Origin of the sequence: Pseudomonas serboccidentalis (assembly GCF_028830055.1) — a bacterium.
GTDB classification, from domain to species: Bacteria; Pseudomonadota; Gammaproteobacteria; order Pseudomonadales; family Pseudomonadaceae; genus Aquipseudomonas; species Aquipseudomonas serboccidentalis.
Map to the genome: position 1 here is coordinate 803,604 of NZ_CP101655.1, position 26,428 is coordinate 830,031.

General features: G+C 60.5%; 26 protein-coding genes. 9 read left to right on the forward strand and 17 right to left on the reverse strand.

The window, feature by feature from the left end; translation table 11 throughout:
- Window positions 1–9: 9 nt before the first annotated feature.
- The 4 genes from NN484_RS03700 to NN484_RS03715 form a co-directional block, all read right to left on the reverse strand.
- Window positions 10–609, reverse strand: a complete 600-nt coding sequence (locus NN484_RS03700) for a hypothetical protein (RefSeq protein ID WP_274658595.1) — start codon at window positions 607–609, stop codon at window positions 10–12.
- A gap of 12 nt (window positions 610–621) precedes the next feature.
- Window positions 622–1,206 carry a papain-like cysteine protease family protein gene (locus tag NN484_RS03705; protein ID WP_215501600.1) on the reverse strand — a complete coding sequence of 195 codons (585 nt, stop codon included), beginning with the start codon at window positions 1,204–1,206 and terminating at the stop codon, window positions 622–624.
- A 264-nt stretch (window positions 1,207–1,470) separates the two neighbouring features.
- Window positions 1,471–1,746: a hypothetical protein gene (locus tag NN484_RS03710; RefSeq protein WP_127649802.1), complete on the reverse strand. Its 276-nt coding sequence runs from the start codon at window positions 1,744–1,746 to the stop codon at window positions 1,471–1,473.
- 89 nt (window positions 1,747–1,835) lie between these two features.
- Window positions 1,836–2,573: a DUF899 domain-containing protein gene (locus tag NN484_RS03715; protein ID WP_274658596.1), complete on the reverse strand. Its 738-nt coding sequence runs from the start codon at window positions 2,571–2,573 to the stop codon at window positions 1,836–1,838.
- 176 nt (window positions 2,574–2,749) lie between these two features.
- On the opposite strand from NN484_RS03715, the gene NN484_RS03720 reads away from it, so the two are divergent.
- Window positions 2,750–3,142: a transcriptional regulator gene (locus NN484_RS03720; protein WP_274658597.1), complete on the forward strand. Its 393-nt coding sequence runs from the start codon at window positions 2,750–2,752 to the stop codon at window positions 3,140–3,142.
- A 121-nt stretch (window positions 3,143–3,263) separates the two neighbouring features.
- Here the strand turns inward: NN484_RS03720 and NN484_RS03725 are convergent, their stop codons facing one another.
- From NN484_RS03725 to NN484_RS03735, 3 genes are all read right to left on the reverse strand, one after another.
- Window positions 3,264–4,133, reverse strand: coding sequence for a DUF6279 family lipoprotein (locus NN484_RS03725; RefSeq protein WP_274658598.1), 870 nt, complete (start codon window positions 4,131–4,133; stop codon window positions 3,264–3,266).
- A gap of 70 nt (window positions 4,134–4,203) precedes the next feature.
- Window positions 4,204–4,920 (reverse strand): TorF family putative porin, encoded by a 717-nt coding sequence (locus tag NN484_RS03730; RefSeq protein WP_215501604.1) that lies wholly within the window; start codon window positions 4,918–4,920, stop codon window positions 4,204–4,206.
- A gap of 204 nt (window positions 4,921–5,124) precedes the next feature.
- Window positions 5,125–5,313: a hypothetical protein gene (locus NN484_RS03735; protein WP_016985943.1), complete on the reverse strand. Its 189-nt coding sequence runs from the start codon at window positions 5,311–5,313 to the stop codon at window positions 5,125–5,127.
- Between the two features lie 350 nt (window positions 5,314–5,663).
- Here NN484_RS03735 and NN484_RS03740 point away from each other — a divergent pair, with 350 nt between their 5' ends.
- The 3 genes from NN484_RS03740 to NN484_RS03750 all read left to right on the forward strand — a co-directional run bounded on the left by NN484_RS03740 (window position 5,664) and on the right by NN484_RS03750 (window position 8,179).
- On the forward strand, window positions 5,664–6,500 hold the full coding sequence (locus NN484_RS03740; protein ID WP_127649807.1) for a CvfB family protein: 837 nt from the start codon (window positions 5,664–5,666) through the stop codon (window positions 6,498–6,500).
- A gap of 104 nt (window positions 6,501–6,604) precedes the next feature.
- On the forward strand, window positions 6,605–6,994 hold the full coding sequence (locus NN484_RS03745; RefSeq protein ID WP_215501605.1) for a DUF2177 family protein: 390 nt from the start codon (window positions 6,605–6,607) through the stop codon (window positions 6,992–6,994).
- Between the two features lie 252 nt (window positions 6,995–7,246).
- Window positions 7,247–8,179, forward strand: coding sequence for a DMT family transporter (locus tag NN484_RS03750; protein WP_274658599.1), 933 nt, complete (start codon window positions 7,247–7,249; stop codon window positions 8,177–8,179).
- On the opposite strand, the gene NN484_RS03755 is transcribed toward NN484_RS03750, so the two are convergent.
- Window positions 8,124–9,305, reverse strand: a complete 1,182-nt coding sequence (locus NN484_RS03755; protein WP_215501607.1) for an MFS transporter — start codon at window positions 9,303–9,305, stop codon at window positions 8,124–8,126. The two genes, NN484_RS03750 and NN484_RS03755, sit on opposite strands and share 56 nt — an antisense overlap.
- 105 nt (window positions 9,306–9,410) lie before the next feature.
- Here NN484_RS03755 and ptrR point away from each other — a divergent pair, with 105 nt between their 5' ends.
- Both ptrR and NN484_RS03765 read left to right on the forward strand, forming a co-directional pair.
- Entirely contained in the window at window positions 9,411–10,304 is an 894-nt protein-coding gene (gene ptrR, locus NN484_RS03760; RefSeq protein ID WP_127649811.1) for a putrescine utilization regulator PtrR, read from the forward strand.
- A gap of 142 nt (window positions 10,305–10,446) precedes the next feature.
- Window positions 10,447–10,575 carry a PA1414 family protein gene (locus tag NN484_RS03765; protein WP_003184145.1) on the forward strand — a complete coding sequence of 43 codons (129 nt, stop codon included), beginning with the start codon at window positions 10,447–10,449 and terminating at the stop codon, window positions 10,573–10,575.
- A gap of 89 nt (window positions 10,576–10,664) precedes the next feature.
- Here NN484_RS03765 and NN484_RS03770 read toward each other — a convergent pair whose 3' ends face one another.
- From NN484_RS03770 to speB, 6 genes are all read right to left on the reverse strand, one after another.
- Entirely contained in the window at window positions 10,665–10,913 is a 249-nt protein-coding gene (locus tag NN484_RS03770) for an acyl carrier protein (RefSeq protein ID WP_215501608.1), read from the reverse strand.
- A 45-nt stretch (window positions 10,914–10,958) separates the two neighbouring features.
- A complete protein-coding gene (locus NN484_RS03775; RefSeq protein ID WP_274658600.1) occupies window positions 10,959–11,684 on the reverse strand; it encodes an MBL fold metallo-hydrolase in 726 nt (241 codons plus the stop codon).
- 85 nt (window positions 11,685–11,769) lie between these two features.
- Window positions 11,770–13,149, reverse strand: coding sequence for a sodium:solute symporter family protein (locus NN484_RS03780; RefSeq protein WP_274658601.1), 1,380 nt, complete (start codon window positions 13,147–13,149; stop codon window positions 11,770–11,772).
- A gap of 227 nt (window positions 13,150–13,376) precedes the next feature.
- Window positions 13,377–14,888 carry a purine-cytosine permease family protein gene (locus tag NN484_RS03785; protein ID WP_274658602.1) on the reverse strand — a complete coding sequence of 504 codons (1,512 nt, stop codon included), beginning with the start codon at window positions 14,886–14,888 and terminating at the stop codon, window positions 13,377–13,379.
- Between the two features lie 56 nt (window positions 14,889–14,944).
- Window positions 14,945–15,367, reverse strand: coding sequence for a YybH family protein (locus tag NN484_RS03790; protein WP_274658603.1), 423 nt, complete (start codon window positions 15,365–15,367; stop codon window positions 14,945–14,947).
- A gap of 10 nt (window positions 15,368–15,377) precedes the next feature.
- Window positions 15,378–16,328, reverse strand: a complete 951-nt coding sequence (speB, locus tag NN484_RS03795) for an agmatinase (RefSeq protein ID WP_003222717.1) — start codon at window positions 16,326–16,328, stop codon at window positions 15,378–15,380.
- A gap of 293 nt (window positions 16,329–16,621) precedes the next feature.
- On the opposite strand from speB, the gene NN484_RS03800 reads away from it, so the two are divergent.
- Both NN484_RS03800 and NN484_RS03805 read left to right on the forward strand, forming a co-directional pair.
- Entirely contained in the window at window positions 16,622–17,515 is an 894-nt protein-coding gene (locus tag NN484_RS03800) for a LysR family transcriptional regulator (RefSeq protein ID WP_007956593.1), read from the forward strand.
- A 4-nt stretch (window positions 17,516–17,519) separates the two neighbouring features.
- Window positions 17,520–18,116, forward strand: coding sequence for a tRNA-uridine aminocarboxypropyltransferase (locus tag NN484_RS03805; protein ID WP_127649817.1), 597 nt, complete (start codon window positions 17,520–17,522; stop codon window positions 18,114–18,116).
- Between the two features lie 120 nt (window positions 18,117–18,236).
- Here NN484_RS03805 and NN484_RS03810 read toward each other — a convergent pair whose 3' ends face one another.
- The 3 genes from NN484_RS03810 to NN484_RS03820 all read right to left on the reverse strand — a co-directional run bounded on the left by NN484_RS03810 (window position 18,237) and on the right by NN484_RS03820 (window position 23,442).
- Entirely contained in the window at window positions 18,237–19,595 is a 1,359-nt protein-coding gene (locus tag NN484_RS03810) for an HlyD family type I secretion periplasmic adaptor subunit (protein WP_127649821.1), read from the reverse strand.
- Between the two features lie 160 nt (window positions 19,596–19,755).
- Window positions 19,756–21,915, reverse strand: coding sequence for a type I secretion system permease/ATPase (locus NN484_RS03815; RefSeq protein ID WP_127649818.1), 2,160 nt, complete (start codon window positions 21,913–21,915; stop codon window positions 19,756–19,758).
- A 168-nt stretch (window positions 21,916–22,083) separates the two neighbouring features.
- On the reverse strand, window positions 22,084–23,442 hold the full coding sequence (locus NN484_RS03820) for a TolC family outer membrane protein (protein WP_274658604.1): 1,359 nt from the start codon (window positions 23,440–23,442) through the stop codon (window positions 22,084–22,086).
- Between the two features lie 532 nt (window positions 23,443–23,974).
- Here NN484_RS03820 and NN484_RS03825 point away from each other — a divergent pair.
- Window positions 23,975–26,428, forward strand: a 2,454-nt coding sequence (locus tag NN484_RS03825) for a retention module-containing protein (RefSeq protein ID WP_274658605.1), incomplete at its 3' end; no start/stop codon positions are given.

Sequence of the window (26,428 nt, forward strand, 5' to 3'; positions counted from 1 at the left end):
CAGCGTTTGTCAGCTGCCCAGTTGTCCACTGGTGTCCGCGTCAAAACGTTGTTTGGCGCGATCCGCCGCCGGTTTCAACAGTGCGAGCAGGGCCGCTTCGCTGTACAGTCGCGAGGCGCCCAGCGCTTTTGGCGTCGGCTCGATCGGGATCAGCACCTCTTCACCGTCCGCATGCAGCCAGATCGCCACGACGTGCAGTGCCGAAACAAACAGCACGCGCAATTCGACGGTTTTACCCTGCAGTTGCGGCGCCTGTTCCGCCAGTTTCAACGCGCCCACGGTGTCGGCGGCCCGAGTGCCGTGGTTCAACGAAGAAAACTCGACATGGCCACGAACCTCCGCCAATTGCGCATCGGCGATGGTCACACCGTCGGCAAACACCAGGTAATGCCAGTCGCCGATGCGCGCGTCCTGCAGACCTTTGCCCTGGCTCAGGTCGTCCAGCGTCAGCGAGTAGCCGCGATAGGCCTCGCTCAGGCTGATCTTCGCCGGCACTGCGCTGGCGAATTGGCGGTTGATGCCGAAGCCTTGGGTTTGCAGCGCGGCTTGTAACGCCGGGCGCAGTGTCTGGACGCCGTTGGAAGGCGCCTTTGGATAAGTCAGTTGCATGATGTCGCCCTCCTAGTTTTTTGCGGTGAAGTAAGTGTGGGTCCAGTTGCCGCCGCCGTTGTACGAACCGGGAAACGCGTTCAGTGCACGGGTCGAGTAACCGTAGATCGAGTCGGCGACCAGCACGTAGTTGCCATTGGTGCCGTAGATCGCCAGGAAATGCGCACCGCCGCCGTACCAGGCGCAGCGCAGGCCAACCGGGCGGCCCATGTTGATCTGCTTCTGAATGGCCGACATCTGCAGCGAGCCCTGATTCATGCCGTTATAGCTACGAGTGGTTTGCAGGGCCGAATCCAGATAGCCGTAGACGTTGCAGGGGCCCGGCTGACTGCAGCAATTGCGGTCCAGTTGGGTGCTGGCGACACCGCACTGAGTCCAGGAACCAGTGCCGTAATAGTTGCCGACCGAGGCGGAAACAGCTGCCCAGCACCAGTTGGTCTGGGTCTGTTTCTGCATCGTGAAGTTGAGGTTGGCGGCGGCCAGTGCAGCGGTTTGTGCAGCGGCTTCGACCTCGACCAGTTGCGGGTCGAGCAGATGGCCGACGAGGCACCCTGGCAGGGTCTCGCCGGTGAACGATGTTGCTTGAGTGGTTAACATTTTTCAGTCCTCCATGAGTGAAAACAAGCGTCCAGCTTGTGGTTGTGTTGCGGTGTTGCCGAGCGATCGGCGGTTAACGGTTTTCATCTGCGATGAACGGTGCCGATCTCCTTGCTCGAGGTAACCTTAGTTTGTATATGCGTTTATGCAAGAATATAAATGCATTTGTGCATTTACAGGGGCGAAAGATCGCAGCCTTCGGCAGCTCCTACAGGGATCGGTGTAGGCGCTGCCGAAGGCTGTAATCTTTTGATTCTGCGGTGATTAGCCCTCGGTTTTCTTCTCGGCCGAGTTCAGCTCTTTCAATCGCTGATCAATCAACTGGCACTTGTCCGGCAGATCGGCACTGGCGGTACCGAGGTCCATCTTCTGCAACTCATCGTTGATCTCCTTGGCCTTGGCCGGATTCTGTTCGGTCAGCCTGGAGACTTCCTTGGCCAGTTGTTCTCGTTTGGCAGTGGCTTCCTCGGGCGTGCAGGCCCACACGGGCAGGGCGCAGGCGAGGGTGGCGGCGAGGGTGAGCTTGAGCAGGGTTTTCATGGGGCGGGCCTCCGTTCCGGTTAAGGCGGGTTAACCGGTGGAGGCCGCGGGACGGTGAAAAGTTCAGTCAGGCTCGCTGCGAGCGGCTGCTATTCGCCGCCATGGCAGCAGCTGGAGCGAGTGGCCCCTTCATAGCGATCATGATGCCGCACCCACTCCATGATCTCGTCTTCATTACGGCCCTTAGGCGTCAGGTCGAGGTAGTTGTAAGCTCCGACCAGCATGTCCAGCCCACGGGCGTAGGTGGAATAAGTGTGGAAAATCTCTCCGGCCGGATTGCGATAAAACACGCTCAGCCCCGGCATTTCTTCTTCGGCACTGTCAGTCTTTTCGTAGTTATACGTCGCCTTTCCTGCCTCGGCGTCTTCGGCCCGGGCGCATACGCCGAAGTCGTAGTTGAAATCGGAACCGTCTGACGATACCCAGTCGAATTTCCAGCCCATGCGCCGTTTAAAGGCCTGAAACTGCTCGAACGGTGCGTGAGAGACCGCGACCACAGCGATGTCGTGGTGGGCCAGGTGCTGGTTGGCGCCGTCGATGTGGTCGGACAGGAACGAGCAGCCCTGGCAGCCTTCTTCCCAGTCCTTGGCGAACATGAAGTGGTAAACGATCAGTTGGCTGTGTTTGCCGAACAGGTCGGCCAGTTTCAGCTCACCGTTCGGGCCGTGAAAGCGGTAGTCCTTGTCGACCTTGACCCACGGCAATGCGCGGCGCCTGGCGCTGAGGCGGTCGCGCTCCTGGGTGAAGGCCTTTTCCTCGAGCAGATGTTGTTTGCGTGCGGCAAGCCATTCTTCGCGCGACACCACCGGATGATTCTCAACGTTCATGATGATTTCTCCTGCGGGGGTTGAAACCGTCTTTGTCAGACTAGTCGTTTAACCCTCGGCCAAATCGACAGACCGCCAGTCGGTCGAGGCGTGAAATGCGGCTGAACGGCTACGACTGGCACCGGTCACAACCTATGAACGCGCCATTAATTACGCGCACCGGAGGTTGAATCAGGATGACGACTTATAACTGGGATTTGATTGAACGCTTGCTGCACGAAGTGCAGAACAGCGCGGGCCACAGCTTCGCGCCTCGGGCTTATGCCGAGGACTATGCGGCGGAGAAAGCCAGCGCGGGCGAGCCGATCGAGAATCTGGATCACCTGAAAACGCTGGCCTGTGAGTACGAGAAGTTGCTGCTGGACCGCGGATACATCGAACCGCGTCCGGATCATGAGGGCAGTACCGGCAACAATTTTATTCTGACGCCACGCGGATCAAGCCTGTTGAGCCTGATCGACAGCAGCATTCCCGGCAATGATCATCCTCGCCAGGTGCTGGATGAGCAGGAAGATGCGCTGGATGAAGCAACGTTTGATGTGGTGGCGTCCAAGGCGCAGATTGCCTGAAGCTGACCATTACCCCTGTAGGAGTGAGCCTGCTCGCGATAGCAGTGTGTCAATCAACATCAATGGCACTGAAACACCGCTATCGCGAGCAGGCTCACTCCTGCAGGGTTTTGTATCGGCTTCAAGGTTTTTGCGCGGCCTTGAGACACTTCAGATCATTGAAGTCCTTGCGCACCCCCCCGATCTTCTTCAACAGGCGCTGACGTTGCTGCGGCGTGCTCTGCGCCATCAGATCAACCGCCAGGGCACGAGCCTGGGCTTCGGTGTTGGCGTAGGCTTTCTGGTAGTCCGCTGTCCATAAACGCTCACGATTGACCAGAAGCGTCTCGATCCATTGTGGGAATTCGGGACTGTTACGCTGGGCAACGGCCGCGCTGAATTGTTGCTGCCAGTGCGCGCGGTTGGCGATCCACTGGGTGTTCTGATCGCCCAGTGCGGTCGACCAGGCCATCACCCGTTGTTCCTGGGTGACGCTCAGCGGCCCCAGCCAATCGGTCAGGCGCTTGTCCATGCGGGCGCCGCGTTCGGCGATCTGTTGGGCCAGCGGCGGTTTGACGTATTCCTTTTCACGTTTGCGCAGATCCTTGGCGAACGCGTCGTTCATTTCGGCGACCTGTTTGTCGTCCAGTCCTTGCAGCAATTGGATGGCCGAAGGCGTGATCTGCCGGGCGGTGTCAGCGATGGCTTGTTTCGCTTCTACGGTTCGCGCCTGCAGCGCCGCGTCGGTTACCTGATTGGTTTCGACCATGCTCTGCAAGCGATCCAGCCAATCGAGGTAGCCCGGCAATTGCGTGGTGCAGTGCCAGTTCAGGTGTTCCTTGAGGCGCTCGTTGAACCAGTCCTTTTGCTCGCCGTTCATGTCCAGGTAATCGCTGAGCGACCACGGAATGATCACGTCGAGGTTGCGGTAGGCCAGGCCGACGCGGCTGCAGGCGCCGAGGGCGAGGGTGAGGATCAGCAGGGTGGCGAGGTGCTTGAACCAGCGAGACATGGGCGAATCCTTGCAAGGCCTGGCGTCTGATTCTCATGTGAACGCAGGAGGCTCCCGGCAGTTCAGCCAATCAATAGAATGCGCGCTCGGCCTTGAGCGTGACCAGTCCGTCGCATTCACTGTTGTGGCCCGAGTAGGCCGAGCAATCACTACCGCTGAGGTTGGAGTTGCTGTAGATCAGGTCAAGGTCGACGCCCATGAACGGTCGGGAAAATTTCACCGACCAATCGGTAAAACTGCTGACGTAGCCACCGTCCACCGAGACCGGCGAATTCAACTGATGAGTGGTGTATTTCATGCTGATCCCGATGCCGAACGGCTGATTGCCGCCAAGGTCGGCGAACAGGGTGTTGTTCTGTTTGTCCGGGTCATTGCTGAAGGCTACGCCGAAGCGGCTACCGAGCAGGGTCAGGCCGCCGAACAGTTCCTGGCTGTCGAGGGTGTCCACTTTGGGATAGCTGTAGTGGATCATCCCGACTTCGTAGCCGAGGGTCTGATCGAAAGGTTGCTTAAAGCCGACGTAAGAGTCGATTTCGAGGTTCTTGCCCGGCGTGAGACCCATGCTTGGCGCGTACTGGCCCACATACAGACCACTGTCGTGACTGAGGTCGAGGCCGCCATGGAAGGAGCCGGCCGCCGAAGGCTTGACCAGCCCTTGGGCCATGCTGCGGCTGGGGGTGGTACCGAGTTTGAGGTCGAAGTCGCCGAGCTCGCGCTGGAAAATCTGCGCGTGCGCGGATGAGCAGGCCAGCAGGCCTACAAGCAATAAACAGGAAAATTTGCGCATGCGTCACTCCATGAGCAGCGAGCGCAGGGCGTCGAGCCTGCTGAAACGCTTGATCTAGACGCGTGAAAGGATACCGGCGAATCATCGTTGTCGATGGCCGTTCGTCGATTTTTGCGGATTAATTAAACAGAAGGGGAGTGGTGCGGGTGCCAGTCCAGACGCTTCGAAGCTCAAAGCGTCTCAGGACGGGTGTATTACCGGGTATTACTTCTTGCCCAGGCTGATCTGCTTGGACGGGCCGAACGTCTGGCCGCTGACGCCTTTGGCAATTTGCTGGATTTCGCCGCCGGACTTGAGGAACGCTGCGATCTGATCGTTGATCGATTCGCTGGTTTCAACGGCTGGAGCTGGCTTTGCTTTGCTGGTGGATGCTTTTACACGCATGGCGGCCATTAACCTGTAGAAAAGTAACTCGGCCAGGCATCGTACAGGAATAACTTGACAATTGCTTGATAAATATCCCCCGGAATAACTGAGCGCGTGGGTGGATTATTCTCGACTAATTATTCGAAATAGCCCCCTAAGCTACTGTTTTAAATAAGAACGTTTATTCGTCATTAGTGAAAATATCCTGAGTGAAACGGCGCAGCAGGCTTCGCGTTGGCCAGACGAATGGCGAGCCGCCCGCGCCAAACCAAGGAAAATCAAGGCGTCCTGGCGATTTTCTCGAGCAGGGTGCTCCGCCAGCGAACGAGACGGGCAAAACCGGGTAGAATGCCGCCACGCAATGAGGGTTTTGGAAAATGGCTTTAGTCGGGCGTTACAACAGTTTGCAAGTGGTTAAACACACTAACTTCGGTTTATATCTGGATGGCGGTGCCGACGGCGAAATTCTTTTGCCCAACCGTTATATCCCTAAAGATATTCCCAGCGAAGATGAAGACTGGCTCAACGTATTTATTTATCTGGACAGCGAAGACAAACTTCTCGCGACCACTGAAAAACCAAAAGTTCAGGTCGGTGAATTTGCGAGTCTGAAAGTAGTTGAAGTCAACAGCATCGGTGTGTTCCTCGATTGGGGTCTGCCGAAAGATCTGTTGCTGCCGTACTCCGAAGAAAAACGTCAGATGACCGCGGGCGAATACTGCGTGGTGCACGTCTATCTCGACAAACACACACGTCGCATCACCGCCACCGCGCGGCTGGATCGCTACCTCGACAAGACCCCGGCCAACTACAGTGCCGGCCAGGAAGTTGATCTGCTGGTTGCCGAAGCCACTGACATGGGTTTCAAGGCGATCATCAACAACAAGCACTGGGGCTTGATCCACAAGAACGAAATCTTCAAGTTCATGCGTTCCGGCATGCGCGAGAAGGGCTTCATCAAGGAAGTGCGCGCCGACGGCAAGATCAGCCTCAGCCTGCAACCGGTGGGTCAGGAAGCGGCCAGCAGCCTGAGTTCGAAGATTCTCGCCAGATTGCGCGAAAGCAACGGTTCTCTGGCCGTCAGCGACAAGAGCGATCCGGCGCTGATCAGCAGCCTGTTCGGCGTCAGCAAGGGCAACTTCAAGAAGGCCATCGGTTCGTTGTACAAGGAAGGCAAGATCGTCATTCATGCGGATCGCATTGAACTAACCTGAGTGACCGCCGGCCCCATGTAGACGCTGCCGCAGGCTGCGATCTTTTGATCTTCCAAAGGCAAAAAGATCGCAGCCTGCGGCAGCTCCTGCATGAGGATTCGCCAATGAAGAAAGCGCTGATAGCTTACATCGCCACCCTGCTGGCGTTTCTGTTGCTCGACGGCATCTGGCTCGGCGTATTGATGGCGCCGACCTATCGCGAACTGCTCGGTTCGCTGATGCTCGAAAAACCGCTGCTGTTGCCGGCAGCGGTTTTTTATTGCCTGTACGTTTTCGGCTGTGTGCTGTTTGTGGTGTTGCCGGCGGCCAATTTGCAGTGGGCCGCGAAGCGGGGTGCTTTGCTGGGGCTGGTGGCGTATGGCACGTATGACCTGACCAATTGGGCGACGTTGCGCGGCTGGTCGGTGCAGGTAACGGTGATGGATTGGGCGTGGGGCACGTTTGCCACTGCCGTTGCCTGCACGGTTGGCTTTCTGGTGGCGAAGCGGTTGTGAGGTCAGATCATAAAGAATTTTGATTGAACCGATGTCATCGCGAGCAGGCTCACTCCTACAGAGGGAATGCGGTCCATTGTGTGCGAGCCTGCTCGCAAATGGCGGCGTTGCCGACGGCCATTCACCGCTGACGCAACAGACAAACTAAATGTCTTTTCCAGACGGCTTTTTCTGCCCGGCTGATTGATAATCCCCGACACAGATCTTTGACCATTGGATGGCTGCCATGTTGTGTGTGCTCGGGGTGTTGCAATGAGTGTCGAGCGGCGCAATGCCGACGGTTTTGCTTTGCAGGTGATGATCGGGCTGTGCGTGATCTGGGGCGTGCAGCAAGTGATGATCAAATGGGCCGCGCCGGACATCGCGCCGGTGATGCAGGCCGCCGGGCGTTCGGGGATTTCCGCGTTGCTGGTCGGCCTGCTGCTGTGCTGGAAGGGCGGCTGGGATCAGGTGGGCAGCACCTGGCGCGGCGGATTGCTGGCTGGTGCGTTGTTCGGTCTGGAGTTCTTCTTCATCGCCGAAGGCCTGCAGCTGACCACCGCCGCGCACATGTCGGTGTTCCTCTACACCGCGCCGATTTTCACCGCGCTCGGTGTGCATTTTCTGCTGGCCAGCGAGCGGTTGCGGCCAGTGCAGTGGCTGGGGATCTTCCTCGCCTTCATCGGCATCGCCATTGCCTTTGCCGGCGGCGTGTCGTGGGACAACCTCGACCGGCGCATGCTGCTGGGCGACGCTTTCGGTGTGCTGGCCGGGGCCTGCTGGGGCGCGACCACCGTGGTGGTGCGCGCCTCGCGACTGTCGGAAGCACCGGTGACGTTGACCCTGTTCTATCAGTTGCTCGTCGGCTTCGTCGGACTGCTGTTGATCGCGTTGTTCAGCGGCCAGATCACCCACATCAGCCTGACCACCGTGGCGGTCGCCAGCGTGTTGTTTCAGGGGCTGGTGGTGTCGTTCTTCAGTTACCTGACCTGGTTCTGGCTGCTGCGCCGTTACCTGGCGGCCAACCTGGCGGTGTTTTCGTTCATGACGCCGTTGTTCGGCGTCACTTTCGGCGTGGTGTTGCTCGGTGAACAACTGAGCGTGAATTTCGTCATCGGCGCCGTGCTGGTGTTGCTCGGCATCACCTTTGTCAGCGCTGAGCAGTGGGTGCGTCGGCGTTTGCGCAAAGTGCTCGGCCAGCAGTAGACGATTGCAGGGCCAACCCGCCGGCAATCAGCAAACCGCTGCCGGCGATCACCAGGGCTGGTTGCAGGCCGCCGCTGAAATGGCTGCTCAGCGCCGCCAGTAACGGGCCGCTGAGCTGGCCGACGGCGAAGCAGGCGGTCAGCAGGCCAGCGTTGCGCTGGGTGGTGTGGGGCGCCAGCTCCCGCGAACGTTGCATCACCAGTTGCATGCAGGCCAGGAACGGCATGCCGCACAAAATAACCCCCAGCGCCAGGCCATAACCGCTGCCCAGCAGACAGGCGAAGACCCCGAGCGCCTGCAACCACAAGGTGGCTGTCAGCCAGTGCCGTGTGGTGTTCGGGTCGTGGCGACGCAGGCTCACCAGCAACACGCCAATGGCCGCGCCAAGGCCGAAGCACGGCCAGAACAGATCGGCCTGCCATTGCCCGTGAAACTGCGCATTGGCCATTTGCGAGAGGAACGTGGCCGGGATGATGTAACCCACGCCATACAGCGCATACACCGCCGCCAGTCGCGGGATGCCGCGATTCGAGGGGCTGACATTGAGGGTGGCGACCGGTGTATGGACACCCGGTTGCGGCAGGATCCGCACGATCCCCAGCAACATCAGCAACGCCACGCCGGCATAGATCAGCCACAGCGTGGCAGACGTCTGCTGCAGCAGATGTGAGACCAGCGCCAGCAACCCTGTCAGAAAAATCCCCAGCCCCGGTCCGGCAAATACCAGCGCGCCCAACCGTGGTCGACCCGCCGCAGCCGCCAGTGGCAGACTCAGCGCGGTGATCATCACCAGCACCCAGGCGCTCGCCACCCCGGTGCCGAAGCGCAGCAGCAGATGCGCCCAGAAGCCGTTGGCCCAGAACGACGCCAGGGTCAGCAACACACACAACCACAAGCCACCATACAAGCGCCGCTGCACTTGCTGCGGACGATGGGCGAACATCGCGTCCACCGCGCCCAGCAGGTAGCCGAGGTAGTTGGCCGCCGCAATCAGACCGGCGGCGGTCAGGTCGACCTGGCCCTCGCTGAGCAGGTGCGGCATTTGCGGGGTGAGGGCGAAACGTCCGATGCCCATGGCCATCATCAGGGCGACGAAACAGGCGGATAAGCGAATCAGCGGTGACATGGTCTGGGTTCCTTTGAAGGAGCAATGACCGTCAGGCTAGAACCGATTGACTTTCTTTAAAATTGAATAATAGTGAGCAACTTGTTCTGTTATGGAGAAGGTGTTGTGGAGTTCAGCCAATTGCGGATCTTTCAAGCGGTGGCAGAAGAGGGGTCGATCACCCGCGCCGCCGAGCGCCTGCACCGGGTGCCGTCAAACTTGTCGACCCGGCTCAAGCAACTGGAAGAGCAATTGGGCGTCGAACTGTTCGTCCGCGAGCGTCAGCGGTTGCAGCTGTCGCCTGCGGGAAAAGTCCTGTTGGACTACACCGGCAAACTGTTCGCCCTGCGCGATCAGGCCAGTGCCGCGGTGATGGGCGGGCAACCGGCCGGGGATTTTGTCCTCGGTACGCTGTACAGCACGGCGGCGATCCATTTGCCGGCGTTGTTGGCGCGCTATCACAAGCAATACCCGGCGGTGAACCTGCAAGTGCAATCGGGCCCCAGCGGCGAGTTGCTCGAAGGCCTGGTGTCCGGGCGCCTCGATGCAGCGCTGGTGGACGGTCCGCCACAACTGGCGGGCATCGACGGCGTGCCGTTGTGCGATGAGCGTCTGGTGCTGATCAGCGAGGCCGATCATCCGCCAATCCGCAGCGCCAAGGAGGTCGAGGGCAGGGCGGTGTTCACTTTCCGCCATGGCTGCGCCTACCGTGCACGGCTGGAGGCGTGGTTTGTCCATTATCAGGCGGCGATGGGCCGGGCGATGGAGATCGAGTCCTATCAAGGCATGCTTGCCTGCGTGATTGCCGGCAGCGGCGTGGCGCTCATGTCGGAGTCGATGCTCGCCAGCCTGCCGGGCCGCGAAAGCGTCGCGGTGCACCCGTTGGCCGAACCGTTTGCCAGTGCGACAACGTGGCTCATGTGGCGCAAGGGCATGGTCGGGGCCAACCTCAATGCCTGGATTGAACAGCAGCAAGCGCTCTATCCCGTGGCATCGAATGAAAACCGGCAGACCGCGTGAACCAACCGATCCGAATTCTGTTCAATTCAGTAACAGATCATTGCGGATTTGGCCGAGCATTGCGTAGGACTTCGGACTATTATCAGTACGAAGCGGCCTCAGAATTCCGGCCGCTCAGCACTACCCTGAAGGGGGCATGACGATGAAAGAGAAAATTCAGAACTGGCTGCACGATTTGGGTGTTGCCCTCGGCTTGATCGAACCGCCTCTGCAACCTGTTCCGATCCGCACCGATGACGAACAGCGCCGGCGCCAGCCTCGTCGGCGGTAGTGCTCGATTAATAGATCAAGAGATCGCAGCCTTCGGCAGCTCCTACAGATAATGGTGTAGGAGCTGCCGAAGGCTGCGATCTTTTGCTTTCAGTGCCGCCCGATCGCAATCAAAAACCGGCTCAAATCATTCGCCGTCCTGGCGTTCTTGAGCATGTGATCCTCTTCGGCGGTAAACGCCGTCAGTCCGAATTCATCTTCCAGATGGAAGATCAGATCCTCGATATCCGCTTTCTCCAGCCCTAATTGCACCAGGCTGGTGTTGTCGTTGAATTCGCGGGATTCCAGCAGGCGCCGAATGTATCGGTGCACCGCAGCGCGCACGGCAGTTCTTCTCATGGCAGATCGTTCTGAGGGTGGAGGCTGGCTTGAGTACAGCAGGCCTTACGCGTGCCCGCGCAACCATTGGTCAATCATCGAGCGCAAATGCCCGCCGGAGAAACTGCCGAAATGCCCACCGTGCACGGTGCGGATCGGCAACGTCTGCAAACGCCGCAGACTGGCGGCGTAATCTTGCAGGTTGGAGTGGTAGGCGTCTTCGATCAGCGGTCCGTCGTAGATGATGTCGCCGCTGAACAACGTTTCGGTGGCTGCTTCATACAGGCTGATACCGCCTGGCGAATGCCCCGGCGTGTGCAGCACTTGCAGGGTGCGGTTGCCCAGATCCAGCACGTCGCCATCCTCGACAAAACCGGTGGCCGGCGCAGCCTTGACCCGGTATTCGGCGTAGCACAGCGGGCAGTCCGGATGCGCCTCGAACATGTCGTCGCCGACGAAGGCACGGCTCAAGTCGTTCTCGCCATCTGGCGCGGCGAGGATGTCGGCCTCGGCGCGATGCACCAGACGTTCGGCGAATTCGTGATGCCCGGCGATGTGGTCGAAGTGGCAATGACTGGCCACCGCCACCAGCGGCCGCTCGGTGATCCACGGCAACTGCTCGCGCAGGCTGACCAGCCCCGAGCCGCTGTCCAGCAACAGGTCTTTGTCGCGGCCCTGAACGTGCCAAAGGTTACAGCGATAGAACGGGCGGATGTACGGCTCATGAATCAGCCGGATGCCATCGCTGAGGTTTTGTACTTCGAACCATTGATCGCGAGAAACAATCTTCATCAGCACTTTCCTTCAGACGAAAAAAACGGGTGTGGCAACCGACGCCACACCCGTCGAAGAAAGCATCAAGCCGTTACATCAAAGCTTAGATCGCACTCGCCACGGTTGCCGGGCGAGGGGAGACCAGACTGACCACCACAAAACTCACCAGGCCCACAGCCAGGCTGTAGTAGATCGGCGTGTTCGCATCCAGACCGTCCTTGAACATGAACAGCAGCGCGGTGGCGAAACCCAGGCCCATGCTGGCGATGGCGCCGGCGGTGGTCGCGCGTTTCCAGAAGATCGCACCGATCAGCGGGACCAGCATGCCGCCCACCAACAGGTTGTACGCCAGCGTCAGGGCACTGATCACGTCATTCACCACCAGGGCGATACCCAGCACCACGACACCGGTCAGCAGGGTGAACAGGCGGTTGACGCCCAGGCTCGACTGTTTGCCGCCACGCAGTTTCGGCAGCAGGTCTTCAGTCAGGGTGGTGGCCGCCGCGAGCAGGCCGGCACTGGCAGTGGACATCATCGCGGCCAGTGCCGCAGCGATCACCAGACCGCGGATGCCGTCCGGCAGCGACAGTTTGACGATGGCGGCGAAGGCGTTGTTGACGTTGTCCAGATCCGGGATCAGCACGTGCGCGGCCATGCCGATCAGCGCGCAGGCCAGACCGTAGAGGATGCAGTAGATGCCCGCGATGCTGCCGGCGTACTGGGCGACTTTGGCGGTCTTGACGGTGAACACCCGTTGCCAGATGTCCTGACCGATCAGGATGCCGAAGAAGTAGATCATGAAGTAGGTGATGATCGTGTCCCAGCCGATGGTGGTGAAGCTGAAGGCGGTCGCCGGCAGTTTCAGCACCAGTTCGTCCCAACCGCCGACGCGGTACAGGCAGATCGGCAGCAGGATGAACATCAGGCCGACGGTCTTGATGATGAACTGGACGATGTCGGTCAGGGTCAGCGACCACATGCCGCCGATGGCCGAGTAGATCACCACCACGCCACCGCCGAGCAGCACCGAGATCCAGAACGGCAGCCCGAACAGCACTTGCAGCACGGTGCCGATCGCCAGGATCGAGGTCACGCCGATCATCAGTGCATAGGCCAGCATGATCGCCGCGCTCGCCGAGCGGGCCATCGGGTTGTAGCGTTTTTCCAGGACCTGGGTAACGGTGTAGATCTTCAGTTTCAGCAGCGGTTTGGCGAGGAACAGGTTCAGCGCGACGATGCCGCAACCGAGTGCCGCGCACAGCCAGAAACCGGAGATGCCGTGCACGTAGCCCAGACGTACGGTGCCGACAGTGGACGCGCCGCCGAGTACGGTCGCGGCCATGGTGCCCATGTACAGGCTCGGGCCCAGGTTACGCCCGGCGACCAGAAAGTCCTCGTTGGTCTTGGCTTTGCGCATGCCGAAGTAGCCGAGCAAGAGCATGCCGGCGGCGTAGATGAGGACGACGAATAAATCCAAAGCCATGATGGCGTGTCTCCGATTGTCTTTTTTATGTTGAGGCCAAAATCATTTGTGTCCTGGAGCACTTCACTGTGGCGAGGGGGCTTGCCCCCGTTGGGTCGCAAAGCGGCCCCAAAACCTGACAGCTCGGTTGTTCAGTTAAAACCGGTTGCCTGTATTGCGACTGCTGCGCAGTCGAACGGGGGCAAGCCCCCTCGCCACAAGTGTCTTCAGCACAATATCTGTATCGATCAGGCAGCCTGGCGCAGTGCCGATTTAGCTGGCGCTGCCGCGCCCTGGCTGCGGGCATCCTTGGGGCCGAACACTTCCCGCGGTTCCGGGAACAGGCTCAGCAGCGTCAGGTACACCACCGAAGCCAGGCCCAGCGTCACCGGCAAGCTGATGTCGATGCCACCGGCCATCTCGCCCAGCGGGCCGACGAATTGCCCCGGCAGGTTGACGAAGCACAGGCCGACCGCCGCGCTCGGGATCCATGCACCCAGGCCACGCCAGTTCCAGCCGTGGTTGAACCAGTAGCGTCCGCCCTGTTCGCCACGGGTGAACACTTGCAGGTCATCCGGGCAATAGAAGCCGCGACGCACCAGCAGGCCGATGATCATGATCACCATCCATGGCGTGGTGCAGGTGATGATCAGCACGGCGAATGTCGACACGCTCTGCACCAGGTTCGCCGCAAAGCGCCCGATGAAGATGAAGGCAATCGACAGCACGCCGATCAGCAGCGTCGCCTTGACCCGCGACAGCACCCGCGGGAACACGCTGGACATGTCCAGCCCGGTGCCATACAGCGAGGTGGTGCCGGTGGACATGCCGCCGATCACCGCAATCAGGCACACCGGCAGGAAGAACCAGCTCGGCGATACCGCCAGCAGACCGCCCACATAATTGTTCGCCGCGATGTAGTCCGGCGCCTTGATCGCGACGATGGTCGCGGTGGTCAGGCCGAACAGGAACGGGATGAACGTGGCGATCTGCGACAGCACCACCGCCGCCATGATCCGTTGCTTGGAGGTGTCACGCGGGATGTAGCGCGACCAGTCGCCGAGGAACGCGCCGAAGGAGATCGGGTTGCTCATCGCGACCAGCGCGGCGCCGATGAACGCGGCCCAAAAGCCTGGCTGACCGAGGTTTACGGTGCCGGCGTAGTTCACATCGAAAGGACCGGCGAAGGCGAAGATGCCCAGCAGGAACAACAGGCTGGCGCTCCACACCGCGATCTTGTTCACCCACAGCAAAAAGCGGAAGCCGTAGATGCACACGGTCAGCACCAGAATCGCGAACAGACCGTAGGCCAGGCCCAGGGTCAGGTCGGTTTCCGGCAGGCCGATCAGGCGTTTCGCACCACCGATCAGCGCATCGCCCGAACTCCACACCGAGAGCGAGAAAAACGCGATAGCGGTCAACAGCGACAGGAACGAACCGACGATCCGCCCGTGCACGCCGAAGTGTGCGCCGGACGACACGGCATTGTTGGTGCCGTTGAGCGGGCCGAACAGGCCCATCGGTGCGAGGATCAGCGAGCCCAGCAGCACGCCCGACACAATCGCCCAGACACCAGCCTGAAACGACAGGCCGAACAGCACCGGGAAACTGCCGAGCACGGCGGTGGCAAAGGTGTTCGAACCCCCGAAGATCATCCGGAACAAGTCCGTCGGGCCTGCGGTGCGTTCGTGGTCCGGGATCTGCTCGACCCCGTGGGTTTCAATCTGCGTAAGGCTTTGGTCGTTGTTGTTGTTATTCATGATCTGCTCCGATCATAAAGGCGCGCCTCATCGTGCGTGAGGCGTCACCTGTTTGGCTAAGGGGGTGGCAGCCCTTCCGGCATTGCGGACAAATGTTCGTGGCAGGCCAGCCAATGGCCTTGTTGTTCTAGGCTCGACGCTTGTTTGCGGAAAACAATCGTCTCGCGCTCCTGGCTGAAGTGTTGCTCCCCTTGCATGCGCAGCTCGGTGGCCACGTCATGGATAAACACCGCCACGTCACCTTGCAGGCTGACGAAGGCGTTGCTCGAAGTGCACGACAGCACTTCAAAGCCATCCTCGGCGCGCCAGCTGTCCCACAAGGCCTGATAGGCGTCGCGCGACAGCAGGGGCTGTTCGAGGGTGTAGAACACGAAGCTCGCATCGGCGCTGAACGCGCCGAAGTAAGCCTCGCGATCGTTGCGGGCGAAGGCGGACACCAGTTCGGCGGCGGCTTTCAAGACCTGATCACGTTCGTTCATGGCCGAACCCTCAGCGATGGACCACACCAGGCAGTACGCAGAGCATTTCGTACAGCAGGTTGGCGGCCAGCAGCGAGGTGTTGCCGGTGGTGTCATAAGCGGGCGAGACTTCTACCAGATCGCAACCGATCAGGTCGAGGCCCTGGCAGCCGCGAACGATTTCAATTGCCTGAATGGTCGTCAGACCACCGATTTCCGGGGTGCCGGTGCCAGGCGCCCAAGCCGGGTCGATGCCGTCGATGTCGAAGCTCAGGTACACCGGACCGCCACCGACTTTCTCGCGCACTTCGGCCATCAGCGGCGCCAGCGATTTGTGCCAGCACTCTTCGGCCTGCACTACGCGGAAACCCTGATCGCGGCTCCAGTTGAAGTCGTCAGCGGTGTAACCCTGCGCGCGCAGACCAATCTGCACCACGCGGTCGCAGTCCAGAAGACCTTCTTCGACGGCGCGACGGAAGGTGGTGCCGTGGGCGATCTTCTCGCCGAACATGTGATCGTTGACGTCGGCGTGGGCATCGATGTGCACCAGACCGACCTTGCCGTGCTTCTTGTGAATCGCCCGCAGGATCGGCAGGGTGATGGTGTGGTCGCCACCCAGGGTCATCGGGATCACGTTGTGCTCGAGGATGTTGTCGTAGGCTTCTTCGATGATGCGCACGGCGTCGAGCAGGTTGAAGGTGTTGATCGCCACGTCACCGATGTCGGCCACCGACAGCGAGTCGAACGGGGCGGCGCCGGTGGCCATGTTGTACGGGCGAATCATCACCGATTCGGTGCGGATGTCGCGTGGCCCGAAGCGGGTGCCGGGGCGCAGCGAAGTACCGATGTCCAGAGGCACGCCAACGAAGGCAGCGTCCAGGCCGGCAGCGGTCGGTACATGGGGGAGTCGGAGCATGGTGGCGATGCCGCCGAAGCGCGGCATTTCGTTGCCGCCCAGTGGTTGGTGAAGAATCTTGTCCACGGGTAGGGCCTCATCGTCTTTGTTTTATTTATGTCGGCGCGCCGTTCAGCACAGGTTCGGGCGCCGCTGTGGAGCCGATGATGCGAAATGTAGTGGGGCGGAAGAATCGCTACGGGCAAAAACTTAGTTCAGATTTTTCTAAACTAATGGTGAGGCCCGGGATAGACTCTTTGCCATCGATGAACCCCCTGTAGGAGCTGCCGAAGGCTGCGATCTTTTGATCTTTTTCAAGATCAGGATCAAAAGATCGCAGCCTTCGGCAGCTCCTACATTGGATGATGTTTGGACTCCTTATGGCCAACGCTTTACCCGACCTGAAACTATTGCGCATCTTCGTCAGCGTGGTCCGGCATCAGGGCTTCGCCAATGCGCAGCAGGAGCTCAACCTGTCGACCTCGGCGATCAGCACTTACATGAGCCAGCTCGAAGCGGCGCTGGGTCTGGTGCTGTGCCATCGCGGGCGGGGCGGGTTCAGCCTGACCAGCAAGGGTGAACTGTTCCATCAGGAAACCCTGCGTCTGCTGGCCGAGCTTGAAGGCTTCGAGCAATACGCCGCCGCGCTCAAGGGCGAACTGCGCGGCACGCTCAACCTCGGGGTGATCGACTCCACCGTCAGCGACAAGGCGTTGCCGTTCGCCGAAGCCATCGGCGCCTACAGTCAGGAACACCCGGCGGTGCATTTGCATTTGTCGGTGATGAGCCCGTACGAACTGCAACTCGGCGTGCAGGACAACCGTCTCGATCTGGCCATCGGTGCGTTCTCCACGCGCATGAGCGGTCTGGTCTACATGCCGCTGTACCGTGAGCAGCACTGGCTGTATTGCAGCAGCCGGCACCCGCTGTTCAACGAGCGGCGGATTCCCGAACAGGTCATCACCCAGCAACGCATGGTCGGCCGTGGTTACTGGAGTCAGGCGGAACTGGCGCGTCACGGTTTCAAGCACAGCGCGGCGACCGTGGAAAGTATGGAAGCGCAGCTGATTCTGGTGCTGTCCGGCGCCTACATCGGTTACCTGCCGGAGCATTACGCCCAGGCATGGGCCGACAAGGGCGACTTGCGCGTGTTGCTGCCGGCGACCTTCGGTTATCAGGCGCCGTTCTCGATGATCATGCGCCGGGGTCGCAGCCGCGAGCCGCTGATCCAGACTTTCCGTGATCTGCTTAAAGCACAGCTCAATCAGGCTTAAGAATATGTCCAGACCCCAATGCCCGCGCTGCCTGCGCCCACAAACCCATTGCCTGTGCCCGCTGATCCCGCGCCTCGACAGCCGCACCCGGGTGTTGCTGTTGCAGCATCCGAGCGAGGTCAATCATGCGTTGAACACGGCGCGCTTGGCGGCGTTGGGTTTGACCAATGCCGAATTGGTTGTGGGTGAAGTGTTCGAGGACCTGCCGGCACTGCTCAACCGACCGGGGTATCGGGTGCGCTTGCTGTTTCCCGCCGACGATGCGCAGCCGATGCAGGCTTACACCCAATCTGATGAACCGCTGCTGTTGGTGGTCCCGGACGGCACCTGGCGCAAGGCACGCAAGATGCTCCATCTCAATCCGCTGCTGGCAGCTTTGCCGCGGGTGACGCTGGCCGAGGGTGGGGTGTCGCGGTATCGGCTGCGCAAGGCACCGGGGCCGGGGGCGTTGTCGACGATTGAGGCGATTGTGCAGGCGCTGGAAACCCTTGAAGCACCGACGACGTTTGCGCCGTTGTTGAAGCCTTTCGAAGCGTTGATCGAGGGGCAGATTGCGGCGATGGGGGAGGAGACTTTCCTGCGTAATCATGGCGATAGATAAGAGTCGTTTGGGCTGGCGCTATCGCGAGCAGGCTCACTCCTACAGGGGAACGCATTCCAAATGCAGGAGTGAGCCTGCTCGCGATTGCAATTGTTCAGTCGACGCAGGTTACGGCGAGATTTACCTTTCGCGCATCGCCTCGGTCCGGGCTTTGAGCACCGGTTTGAGCAGGTAATCCAGCACACTTTTCTCCCCGGTAATAATGTCCACCGTCGCCACCATCCCCGGGATGATCAGCAGCGGTTTCGCATCCCCGCCCAAATGGTTTTTATCGGTGCGCACCTGAATCAGGTAGAAGCTGTTGCCCTTGTCATCGGTAATCGTGTCGGCGCCGATCAGCTCCAGTTTCGCGCTCAGTCCACCGTAGATCGTGTAGTCATAGGCGCTGAACTTGACCATGGCTTTCTGGCCCGGGTGCAGGAACGCGACGTCTTGCGGCCGGACCTTGGCTTCGATCAGCAGGTTGTCTTCCAGCGGGACGATTTCGACCATGTCGCTGCCCGGCTGCACCACGCCGCCGATGGTGTTGACCTTGAGCTGCTTGATCACCCCGTGCACCGGTGAGGTCACGGTGGTACGGCTGACGCGGTCGTCGATGGCGATGCTCGAGGCGGTGATTTTCGACAGGTCGGTGCGCTTCTGATTGAGATCCTTGGCGGCGTCGGAGCGGAAGGTCTGTTCCGATTCGTCGATCTTGCTCTTGATTTCGTTGATTGCCGATTCGGCGCGGGGGATCGCCAGGGTTGTCGCGTTCAGCGAACCGCGAATTTCCACGGCGCTGCGCTTGAGCCGCAGGATTTCCACCGGTGATACCGCGCCAGTGCCAACCAGTGGCGCCGACATGTTCATCTCTTGCTGCAGCAGCGCCAGACTGGAGCTGAACTGGCCTTGTTTGGAGCGGAACTCCGCCAGCTCCTGAGTCTTCTGCCGCAACTGTTCGGTGAGGGTACGTTGCTCACTGGCCAGCCGCCGTTGGCGCTGGTCGTACAGCGCCCGCTCGTCTTCGGCGACCTGTGGCGCCTTGGCGATCACCTCGTCAGACAGCTTGAACGGGCGCCCCTCGGCTTCGGCGGAGAGGCGTTCGACTTGCGCGGTCAGGGCGTAACGGTCGGCCTCGCTCTCACCCTTGTTCGACAGGAAGCGCGTGTCATCCAGGCGCAACAGCTTGTCGCCCTTGTTCACCATCTGCCCTTCACGCACAAAAATCTCGGTGACGATGCCGCCCTCAAGGTTCTGGATCACCTGGACCTTGCTCGACGGAATCGCCTTGCCTTCGCCCATGGTCACTTCTTCGAGCACCGCAAACTTGGCCCAGACCAGCGCGCTGATCAGCAGCGCCGCCGCCAGCCACACGGTGATCCGCGACCAGCGCGGCGAATCCTGCAACGAAGCGCCAGCGGTTTCCGGCATGAATTCGGCTTCGGCGCTTTTGCCGAAACTGTCGAAGTAGCCGCGTTCTTTCGAAGATGAAGCGGACATGCGGCGATACCTCTCAATCAAGACAAACCAAGTCAACGCGAACCTGTGGCGAGGGAGCTTGCTCCCGCTTGGGGGCGCAGCGCCCACAAAAACTTTGGGGCTGCTGCGCAACCCAGCGGGAGCAAGCTCCCTCGCCACAGGTGGTGTATTGGCAACGCATCTAGACCGCCGCCGAGCCGACACGGCCCTTGCGCAGTGCATCGATGACCGCTTCTTTCGGACCGTCAGCGACGACCCGGCCGTTGTCCAGCACCACCAGCCGGTCCACCAGACTCAGCATCGAGGTGCGGTGGGTGACCAGCAGCAACGTCTTGCCTTGCACCCAGCCGTGGAGCTTCTGGCGCAGCACGTCTTCGCTGCTGTTGTCCATGGCGCTGGTGGGTTCGTCGAGCAGCATGATCGGCGGGTCGAGCAGCAGCGCCCGGGCCAGCAGCACGGCCTGGCGTTGGCCGCCGGAGAGCAATTGCCCGCGCTCGCCCACCGGCCGGTCGAAACCTTGCGGATGCTGGCGTGCCAGTTCGGTGACGCCGGTCAGTTCGGCGACTTCGAGCATGCGCGAATCGCTGATGTAACGTGCGCCGAGGGTCAGGTTGTCGCGCAGGCTGCCGGCCAGCAGGGGAAGGTCGTGGGCGACGTAACCGATCTGCTGGCGCAGGTCGGCGACATCCAGTTGTCGCAGGTCGAGACCGTCGAGCAGCAACTGGCCTTCTTCCGGTTCATAGAAACCCATTACCAATCGCGCCAGAGTGCTTTTGCCCGAGCCGCTGCGGCCGATGATGCCGATTCGCTCGCCGGGTTTCATGCTGAAGCTGATGTTGCTCAGCGCCGGCGCGTTCTGGCCGTTGTAGTGAAAGGTCACGCCGCTGACGTCCAGCGCGCCTTGCAGTTGCGTGCGCTCCAGTGGCCGCTGCTTGCCGTCGCGCTCCTGAGGCAGGCCCATCAGCGCGTCGGTGCTTTTCATGGTCAGTTGCGCTTGCTGGTAACGGGTGATCAGGCCGGCAATCTGCCCCAGCGGCGCGAGCACGCGGCTGCCGAGCATGTAGCTGGCGACCAGCGCACCGACGCTGAGGTTGCCGGCGATGATGCTGTAGACCCCGGCGACAATCGTCGCCATCCCGGAAAACTGCTGGATGAACAGCGTGCCGTTGGTCGCCAGCGCCGAGAGGTTGCGCGCATGGCTGTCGAGGCGGGTGAGGGCACCGTGGGTGCTTTCCCATTTGTGCTGACGTTCGCTTTCGGCGCTGCAGGCCTTGAGGGTTTCCAGGCCGCCGAGGGTTTCGATCAGCAGCGCTTGGCGTTCGGCGCCAAGGCTCAGGCTTTTTTGCACGGTGTCGCGCAGGCGCACCTGAATCGCCAGGGCAAACATGATCGTGATCGGAAACGCCAGCAACGGAATCACTACCAGCCAGCCGCCGAGCAGACCGATCACCACCAGCATCAACACCACGAAGGGCAGGTCGATCAGGCTGGTCAGGGTCACAGCGGTGAGGAATTCACGCAGCCCCTGAAAGTCGTGAATGCTTTGGGCGAAACCGCCGATGGTCGCTGGCCGCGCTTTCATGGCCATGCCGGTGATGCGTTCAAATAACGTCGCGGAAAGGATCACGTCGGTTTTCTTGCCAGCGGTGTCGAGCAAGTGCGCGCGCACTACCCGTAGTACCAGCTCGAAACCGGTGCCGATCAGCAGGCCGATGGCCAACACCCACAGGGTCGAAGTGGCCTGATTGGGCACCACGCGGTCGTAGGTCTGCATGACGAACAGTGGCACCATCAGGCCCAGCAGGTTGATCAGGAAACTGGCGAGGATCGCGTCGCTGTACAGCCATTTCGACAGCTTGAGGGTGTCGCGAAACCAGGCGTGGACCCGCGGCACCAGCGGTGAACGCAAGTCTTCGAGTTCGTGGCGCGGACGGGCGAACAGGGCCTGGCCGCTGTAGTGTTCGGCCAGCTCTTCACGGCTGACCCATTGCTCGCCGCCATCGGCTTCGCTGGGCAGGATCAGCGCCTTGCCGTCGTCGGCGAAACGCCGCAGCACTGCGGTGCGTCCGTCCTTGAGCAACAGCAGAATCGGCAGATTCAGTGCGGAGATGTCTTTCAGTTCACGCCGCAGCAAGCGCGCCTGCAAACCGGCCCGGGCGGCGGCACGGGGCAGCAGGTCCAGGCTCAGGCGTTGCTTGTTCAGGGGCAGCCCGGCACTCAGGCTGGCGCGACTGACGATCGCGCCGTGGAGTTTGCAGAGAATCAACAGACCGTCGAGTAACGGATCATCGAAGCTCAGCCGCGGATCGACCCCGGAGTGGCCGGGTTCCATGCTGGTCATATTGATCGCCTCTGTTGAACGGGCCTGGCTATCGACACGTCACCCCTGTAGGAGCTGCCGAAAGCTCGGGCCGCGATCGGACGATCTTTTGATTTTGTGTTCTTGGAATCAAAAACAGAATCAAGATCAAAAGATCGCAGCCTGCGGCAGCTCCTACAGGGGTTTACCTCATTTCAGTTCAGGCAGGCGTGCTTCGTTTTTGACTTCGGTTGCCGCAATCGCATCGGCCGGCAGCACCACCCGTTGCTTGCTCAGCAACTGGCCCATGTTCGCCAGCACGCGGTACATCGAATATTCCTCGGTGTAGCGGATTTCGGTGTAGCGGCGGTTGGCGTTGTAGAGCTCGTTTTCACTGTCGAGCAAGTCGAGCAGGGTGCGTTGGCCGAGGCCGAACTGATCCTGATAGGCCGCGCGCACACGTTTGGTGGTTTCGGCGTATTCGCGGGCGGTCGGGGTCTGTTTCTTCGCGTTGACCATGGCGTTCCAGGCCAGGTGAATGTTCTCGTTCAGCTGACGCAGGGCGTTGTTGCGGATGTCCATTGCCTGGTTGATCTGGTGCGCATCGGACGCCAGACGGGCCTTGTCGCTGCCGCCACGGAACAGGTTGTAGTTCATGATCACGCCCACGCGCCATTCGTTGTCGTGGCCTTCATCGCCCTGCACGTTGTTGTTCGCGCCCACCGCCGCTTCGGCATCGAAACGTGGGTAGAACGGCGACTTGGCGACTTCGTACTGGCTCTCGGCCGACTGTACGTCCGCCTGGGCGGATTTCAGGTACGGGTTGTTCTCGACCATGCTCTGCTGGGCTTCCGGCAGGCTGGCGGGCAATTCGCCGCGGGTCGACGGTGGCGCTTCAAGTTCATCGGGCATGCGCCCGACCACGGCGTAGAAGTTCGATTCGGCGTCGGCCAGATCGACTTCGGCGGTGTTGAGGTTGTTTTGCGCCAGCGCCTTACGGGCGACCGACTGGTCGGAGTCGGCGGTGCTGCCAATGCCACGCTCGGTGCGCAAGCCGATCTGATCGTTGACGCGCAAGTGCGCTTGCAGGTTGTTCTTGGCCAGGGTCACCAGTTCGCGCCGCTTGAGCACTTCGAGGTAGACCTCAATGGTGCGCAGGGCCAGATCCTGTGCAGTGCCTTGCGCGTAGTAGGCGCGCGAATTGGACACGCCCTTGGTGCGCTCGACCTCGTTGGCGGTGTTGAAGCCGTCGAAGATCATTTGCCGCAGCCGCAACTCGGACTGGGTGTAATTGAGAATCGAGGTGTGGTGGTTACCCAGCGAACGGGTCGTGGTGTTGTCGCTGTAACCGCGCCCGTAGGCGGCATTCAGATCGACGGACGGATAGAAGCCACCCTTGGCCACTTTCACTTGTTCATCGGCCGACAGCTTGGCGTCCACCCGCGAGGCGAGTTCCGGGTGGGTGGCGATGGTGCTTTGGATCGCTTCTGTCAGGTTCATGGCCTGGGCTTGGGACGTGCAAGCCATGGCCAGTAAAACCGCGCTGCAGAGGGGGGTTAAAACGCGCATGGGGTGCATCTCCCTGGTCCTGATGGTGCGTTACTGTCGCCAAATATTTGACGATATTTTGAGGGGCAAGCGTTTCACTCTTGTAACAACAGAGCTAAGAACATCCTGAAGCGTAGCTAAGAAAAAATTTTCATAAGGCTTATGCCGAAAAAAACTTATGCGCTTGGCAAAAACCGGCACATTGTTCATGGCGAAAGCCTTTGTTTAATGCGCTTTAGGGAGCACGGAAAGGCTTGAGGAAAGTTCCATTCACTTTGCGACATACGGCGAAGTAATGCTGAAGGGGAGGGACGCGTAGCGGTAGATGAGTGACAGATTTTTGTCGCTCGGGTGATTCACCACCGTTACGTAGCGTTAGTGGGCCTGCTGCATCGATCAGGAATCCGAAGTGCCTGAAAGCACTGAAGTTTCCTTGTTTGCGCAACCTGCGAAACGAACTGTCGAGGTGCGAGCGTCACCCCGGCAACCCGATTGAGCCATGGGCTGCTTCGCGAACCAGTGCCGACGGTGGTCGGCAGCGGAGGAAATTCACATGGCAACGCTCATCGGGATCGTCACTAAAGTCATTGGTCAGGTTTTTGCGCAGGGCACCGACGGCACGCGCCGCGCCCTGGTCGAAGGTGATCGTCTGTATGCCGGCGATCAAGTGATCACCGGAGCAGAAGGCGCCGTCGCCGTTCATCTGCAAAATGGCCACGAGTTGACCCTGGGCCGCGACAGCAGTATGACCATGTCCGGGCAACTGCTGGCCAATCAGGCCGTGCATGTCGATTCCCCTGAAGCGCTGACGCCCAGCGAAGCGCAACTGACCGATGTCGAACAGATCCAGAAAGCCATCGCCGCCGGTGAAGATCCGACCAAAGCCGCGGAAGCGACCGCTGCGGGGCCGAATGCTCCGACCGGCGTGCCAGGCGCGGTGGGCGGCGGCCACAGCTTTGTGCTGCTGACTGAAGTCGGCGGGCGGGTTGATCCGGTCATCGGCTTTCCGACCGCCGGGTTCAACGGCATCCCCGAATTTCCCGAAGAGCGGCACAACGCAGTCATCGACAACGGTAATGACAACGCCGCGCCGATCGTTGTACCACCCCCGCCCGTAAACAATCCGGTCACCCTCACCGGTCTTGATGTGCAGGGTGGCGAACTGACGGTCAACGAGGCCAACCTGCCCGATGGTTCGGCCAACAACAATGGTGCGCTGACCCAGAGCGGCAGCTTCACCGTCAATGCGCCAGACGGTTTGACCAGTCTGAGCATCGGCGGCATCAGCGTCATCGTGGGCGGTGTGCCGATCGGTTTTCCGCAGTCGGTCACCACGCAATTGGGCAGCACCCTGACCATCACCGGTTACAACCCGGCCACCGGCACAGTGACCTACAGCTACACGCTCAACGGCAACGAAACGCATTCGGCCGGCGACGGCGCGAATACGCTCAGCGAGCAGTTCACCGTCATTGCCGGCGACAGCAATGGCGACACCGCCACCGGTACCCTCGACGTCAATATCACCGATGACGTGCCACGAGCGGTGGACGACAGCAACGGTATTGCTTCAGAGACGTTGCTGACCCTCACCGGCAACGTCCTGACCAACGACGTTCAAGGTGCTGACCGCGTACCCACCGGCCCCGTGACCGCCGGCACTTTCACCGGCACCTACGGCACCCTCGAACTGCACACCGACGGCACCTACACCTACACGCTGAACACCACCGACGCCGACTTCAAAAATCTGCACGGCGGCGGCAATGGCACCGAAACTTTCGCCTATACGATTACCGATTCGGACGGCGATACCAGCACTGCGAACCTGGTGCTGCAGATCCACAACAACGACGATCCGGTGATCATCAACGGCCTGGATGTGAATGGCGGTGAGCTCACCGTTTACGAAAAAAACCTCAGTGACGGTAGCGCGCCAGATTCCACCGCGTTGACCCAGAACGGTACGTTCACCATCACTGCACTGGACGGCGTCACTACCCTGACCGTTGGCGGCATTGCGGTTGTCACCAATGGCGTCGCCGCCGGTTTCCCGCAATCGGTCACTACGCCGCTGGGCAGCACCCTGACCATCACCGGTTTCAACGCCACCACCGGGGTCGTCAGCTACAGCTACACCTTGGTCGACAACGAATCCCATCCAAATGCCAACGGTGCGAACAACCTGCCTGAGCAGTTTGCCGTCACCGTGGTGGATGACAACGGCACCACCGCCAACGCAACCCTCGACGTCAACGTGATCGACGATCTGCCCAAAGCGCTCGATGACAGCAACACCGGCACGGCCTCGGAAACCACGCTCACGCTGACCGGCAACGTGCTGACCAACGACGTACAAGGCGCCGACCGCGTACCCACCGGCCCCGTCACCGCCGGCACTTTCACCGGTACCTACGGCACCCTCGAACTGCACACCGACGGCACCTACACCTACACGCTGAACACCACTGACGCCGACTTCAAAAATCTGCACGGCGGCGGCAACGGCACCGAAACTTTCGCCTATACGATTACCGATTCGGACGGCGATACCAGTACCGCGAACCTGGTGCTGCAGATCCACAACAACGACGATCCGGTGATCATCAACGGTCTTGATGTGAATGGTGGCGAGCTCACCGTCTACGAAAAAAATCTCAGTGACGGCAGCGCCCCGGACTCCACCGCGTTGACCCAAAGCGGTACGTTCACCATCACCGCACTGGACGGCGTCACTACCCTGACTGTCGGTGGAATCGCCGTGGTCACCAATGGCGTCGCCGCCGGGTTCCCGCAATCGGTCACTACACCGCTGGGCAGCACCCTGACCATCACCGGTTTCAATGCCACCACCGGTGTCGTCAGTTACAGCTACACCCTGGTCGACAACGAAGCCCATCCAAATGCCAACGGTGCGAACAACCTGCCTGAGCAGTTCGCCGTCACCGTCATTGACGACAACGGCACCACCGCCAATGCAACGCTCGACGTCAACGTGATCGACGAC

Coding starts and splice junctions, on each gene's coding strand:
- NN484_RS03700 (WP_274658595.1), bottom strand. CDS start 609: ATGCAACTGACTTATCCAAAGGCGCCTTCCAACGGCGTCCAGACACTG.
- NN484_RS03705 (WP_215501600.1), bottom strand. CDS start 1,206: ATGTTAACCACTCAAGCAACATCGTTCACCGGCGAGACCCTGCCAGGG.
- NN484_RS03710 (WP_127649802.1), bottom strand. CDS start 1,746: ATGAAAACCCTGCTCAAGCTCACCCTCGCCGCCACCCTCGCCTGCGCC.
- NN484_RS03715 (WP_274658596.1), bottom strand. CDS start 2,573: ATGAACGTTGAGAATCATCCGGTGGTGTCGCGCGAAGAATGGCTTGCC.
- NN484_RS03720 (WP_274658597.1), top strand. CDS start 2,750: ATGACGACTTATAACTGGGATTTGATTGAACGCTTGCTGCACGAAGTG.
- NN484_RS03725 (WP_274658598.1), bottom strand. CDS start 4,133: ATGTCTCGCTGGTTCAAGCACCTCGCCACCCTGCTGATCCTCACCCTC.
- NN484_RS03730 (WP_215501604.1), bottom strand. CDS start 4,920: ATGCGCAAATTTTCCTGTTTATTGCTTGTAGGCCTGCTGGCCTGCTCA.
- NN484_RS03735 (WP_016985943.1), bottom strand. CDS start 5,313: ATGGCCGCCATGCGTGTAAAAGCATCCACCAGCAAAGCAAAGCCAGCT.
- NN484_RS03740 (WP_127649807.1), top strand. CDS start 5,664: ATGGCTTTAGTCGGGCGTTACAACAGTTTGCAAGTGGTTAAACACACT.
- NN484_RS03745 (WP_215501605.1), top strand. CDS start 6,605: ATGAAGAAAGCGCTGATAGCTTACATCGCCACCCTGCTGGCGTTTCTG.
- NN484_RS03750 (WP_274658599.1), top strand. CDS start 7,247: ATGAGTGTCGAGCGGCGCAATGCCGACGGTTTTGCTTTGCAGGTGATG.
- NN484_RS03755 (WP_215501607.1), bottom strand. CDS start 9,305: ATGTCACCGCTGATTCGCTTATCCGCCTGTTTCGTCGCCCTGATGATG.
- NN484_RS03765 (WP_003184145.1), top strand. CDS start 10,447: ATGAAAGAGAAAATTCAGAACTGGCTGCACGATTTGGGTGTTGCCCTC.
- NN484_RS03770 (WP_215501608.1), bottom strand. CDS start 10,913: ATGAGAAGAACTGCCGTGCGCGCTGCGGTGCACCGATACATTCGGCGC.
- NN484_RS03775 (WP_274658600.1), bottom strand. CDS start 11,684: ATGAAGATTGTTTCTCGCGATCAATGGTTCGAAGTACAAAACCTCAGC.
- NN484_RS03780 (WP_274658601.1), bottom strand. CDS start 13,149: ATGGCTTTGGATTTATTCGTCGTCCTCATCTACGCCGCCGGCATGCTC.
- NN484_RS03785 (WP_274658602.1), bottom strand. CDS start 14,888: ATGAATAACAACAACAACGACCAAAGCCTTACGCAGATTGAAACCCAC.
- NN484_RS03790 (WP_274658603.1), bottom strand. CDS start 15,367: ATGAACGAACGTGATCAGGTCTTGAAAGCCGCCGCCGAACTGGTGTCC.
- NN484_RS03800 (WP_007956593.1), top strand. CDS start 16,622: ATGGCCAACGCTTTACCCGACCTGAAACTATTGCGCATCTTCGTCAGC.
- NN484_RS03805 (WP_127649817.1), top strand. CDS start 17,520: ATGTCCAGACCCCAATGCCCGCGCTGCCTGCGCCCACAAACCCATTGC.
- NN484_RS03810 (WP_127649821.1), bottom strand. CDS start 19,595: ATGTCCGCTTCATCTTCGAAAGAACGCGGCTACTTCGACAGTTTCGGC.
- NN484_RS03815 (WP_127649818.1), bottom strand. CDS start 21,915: ATGACCAGCATGGAACCCGGCCACTCCGGGGTCGATCCGCGGCTGAGC.
- NN484_RS03820 (WP_274658604.1), bottom strand. CDS start 23,442: ATGCGCGTTTTAACCCCCCTCTGCAGCGCGGTTTTACTGGCCATGGCT.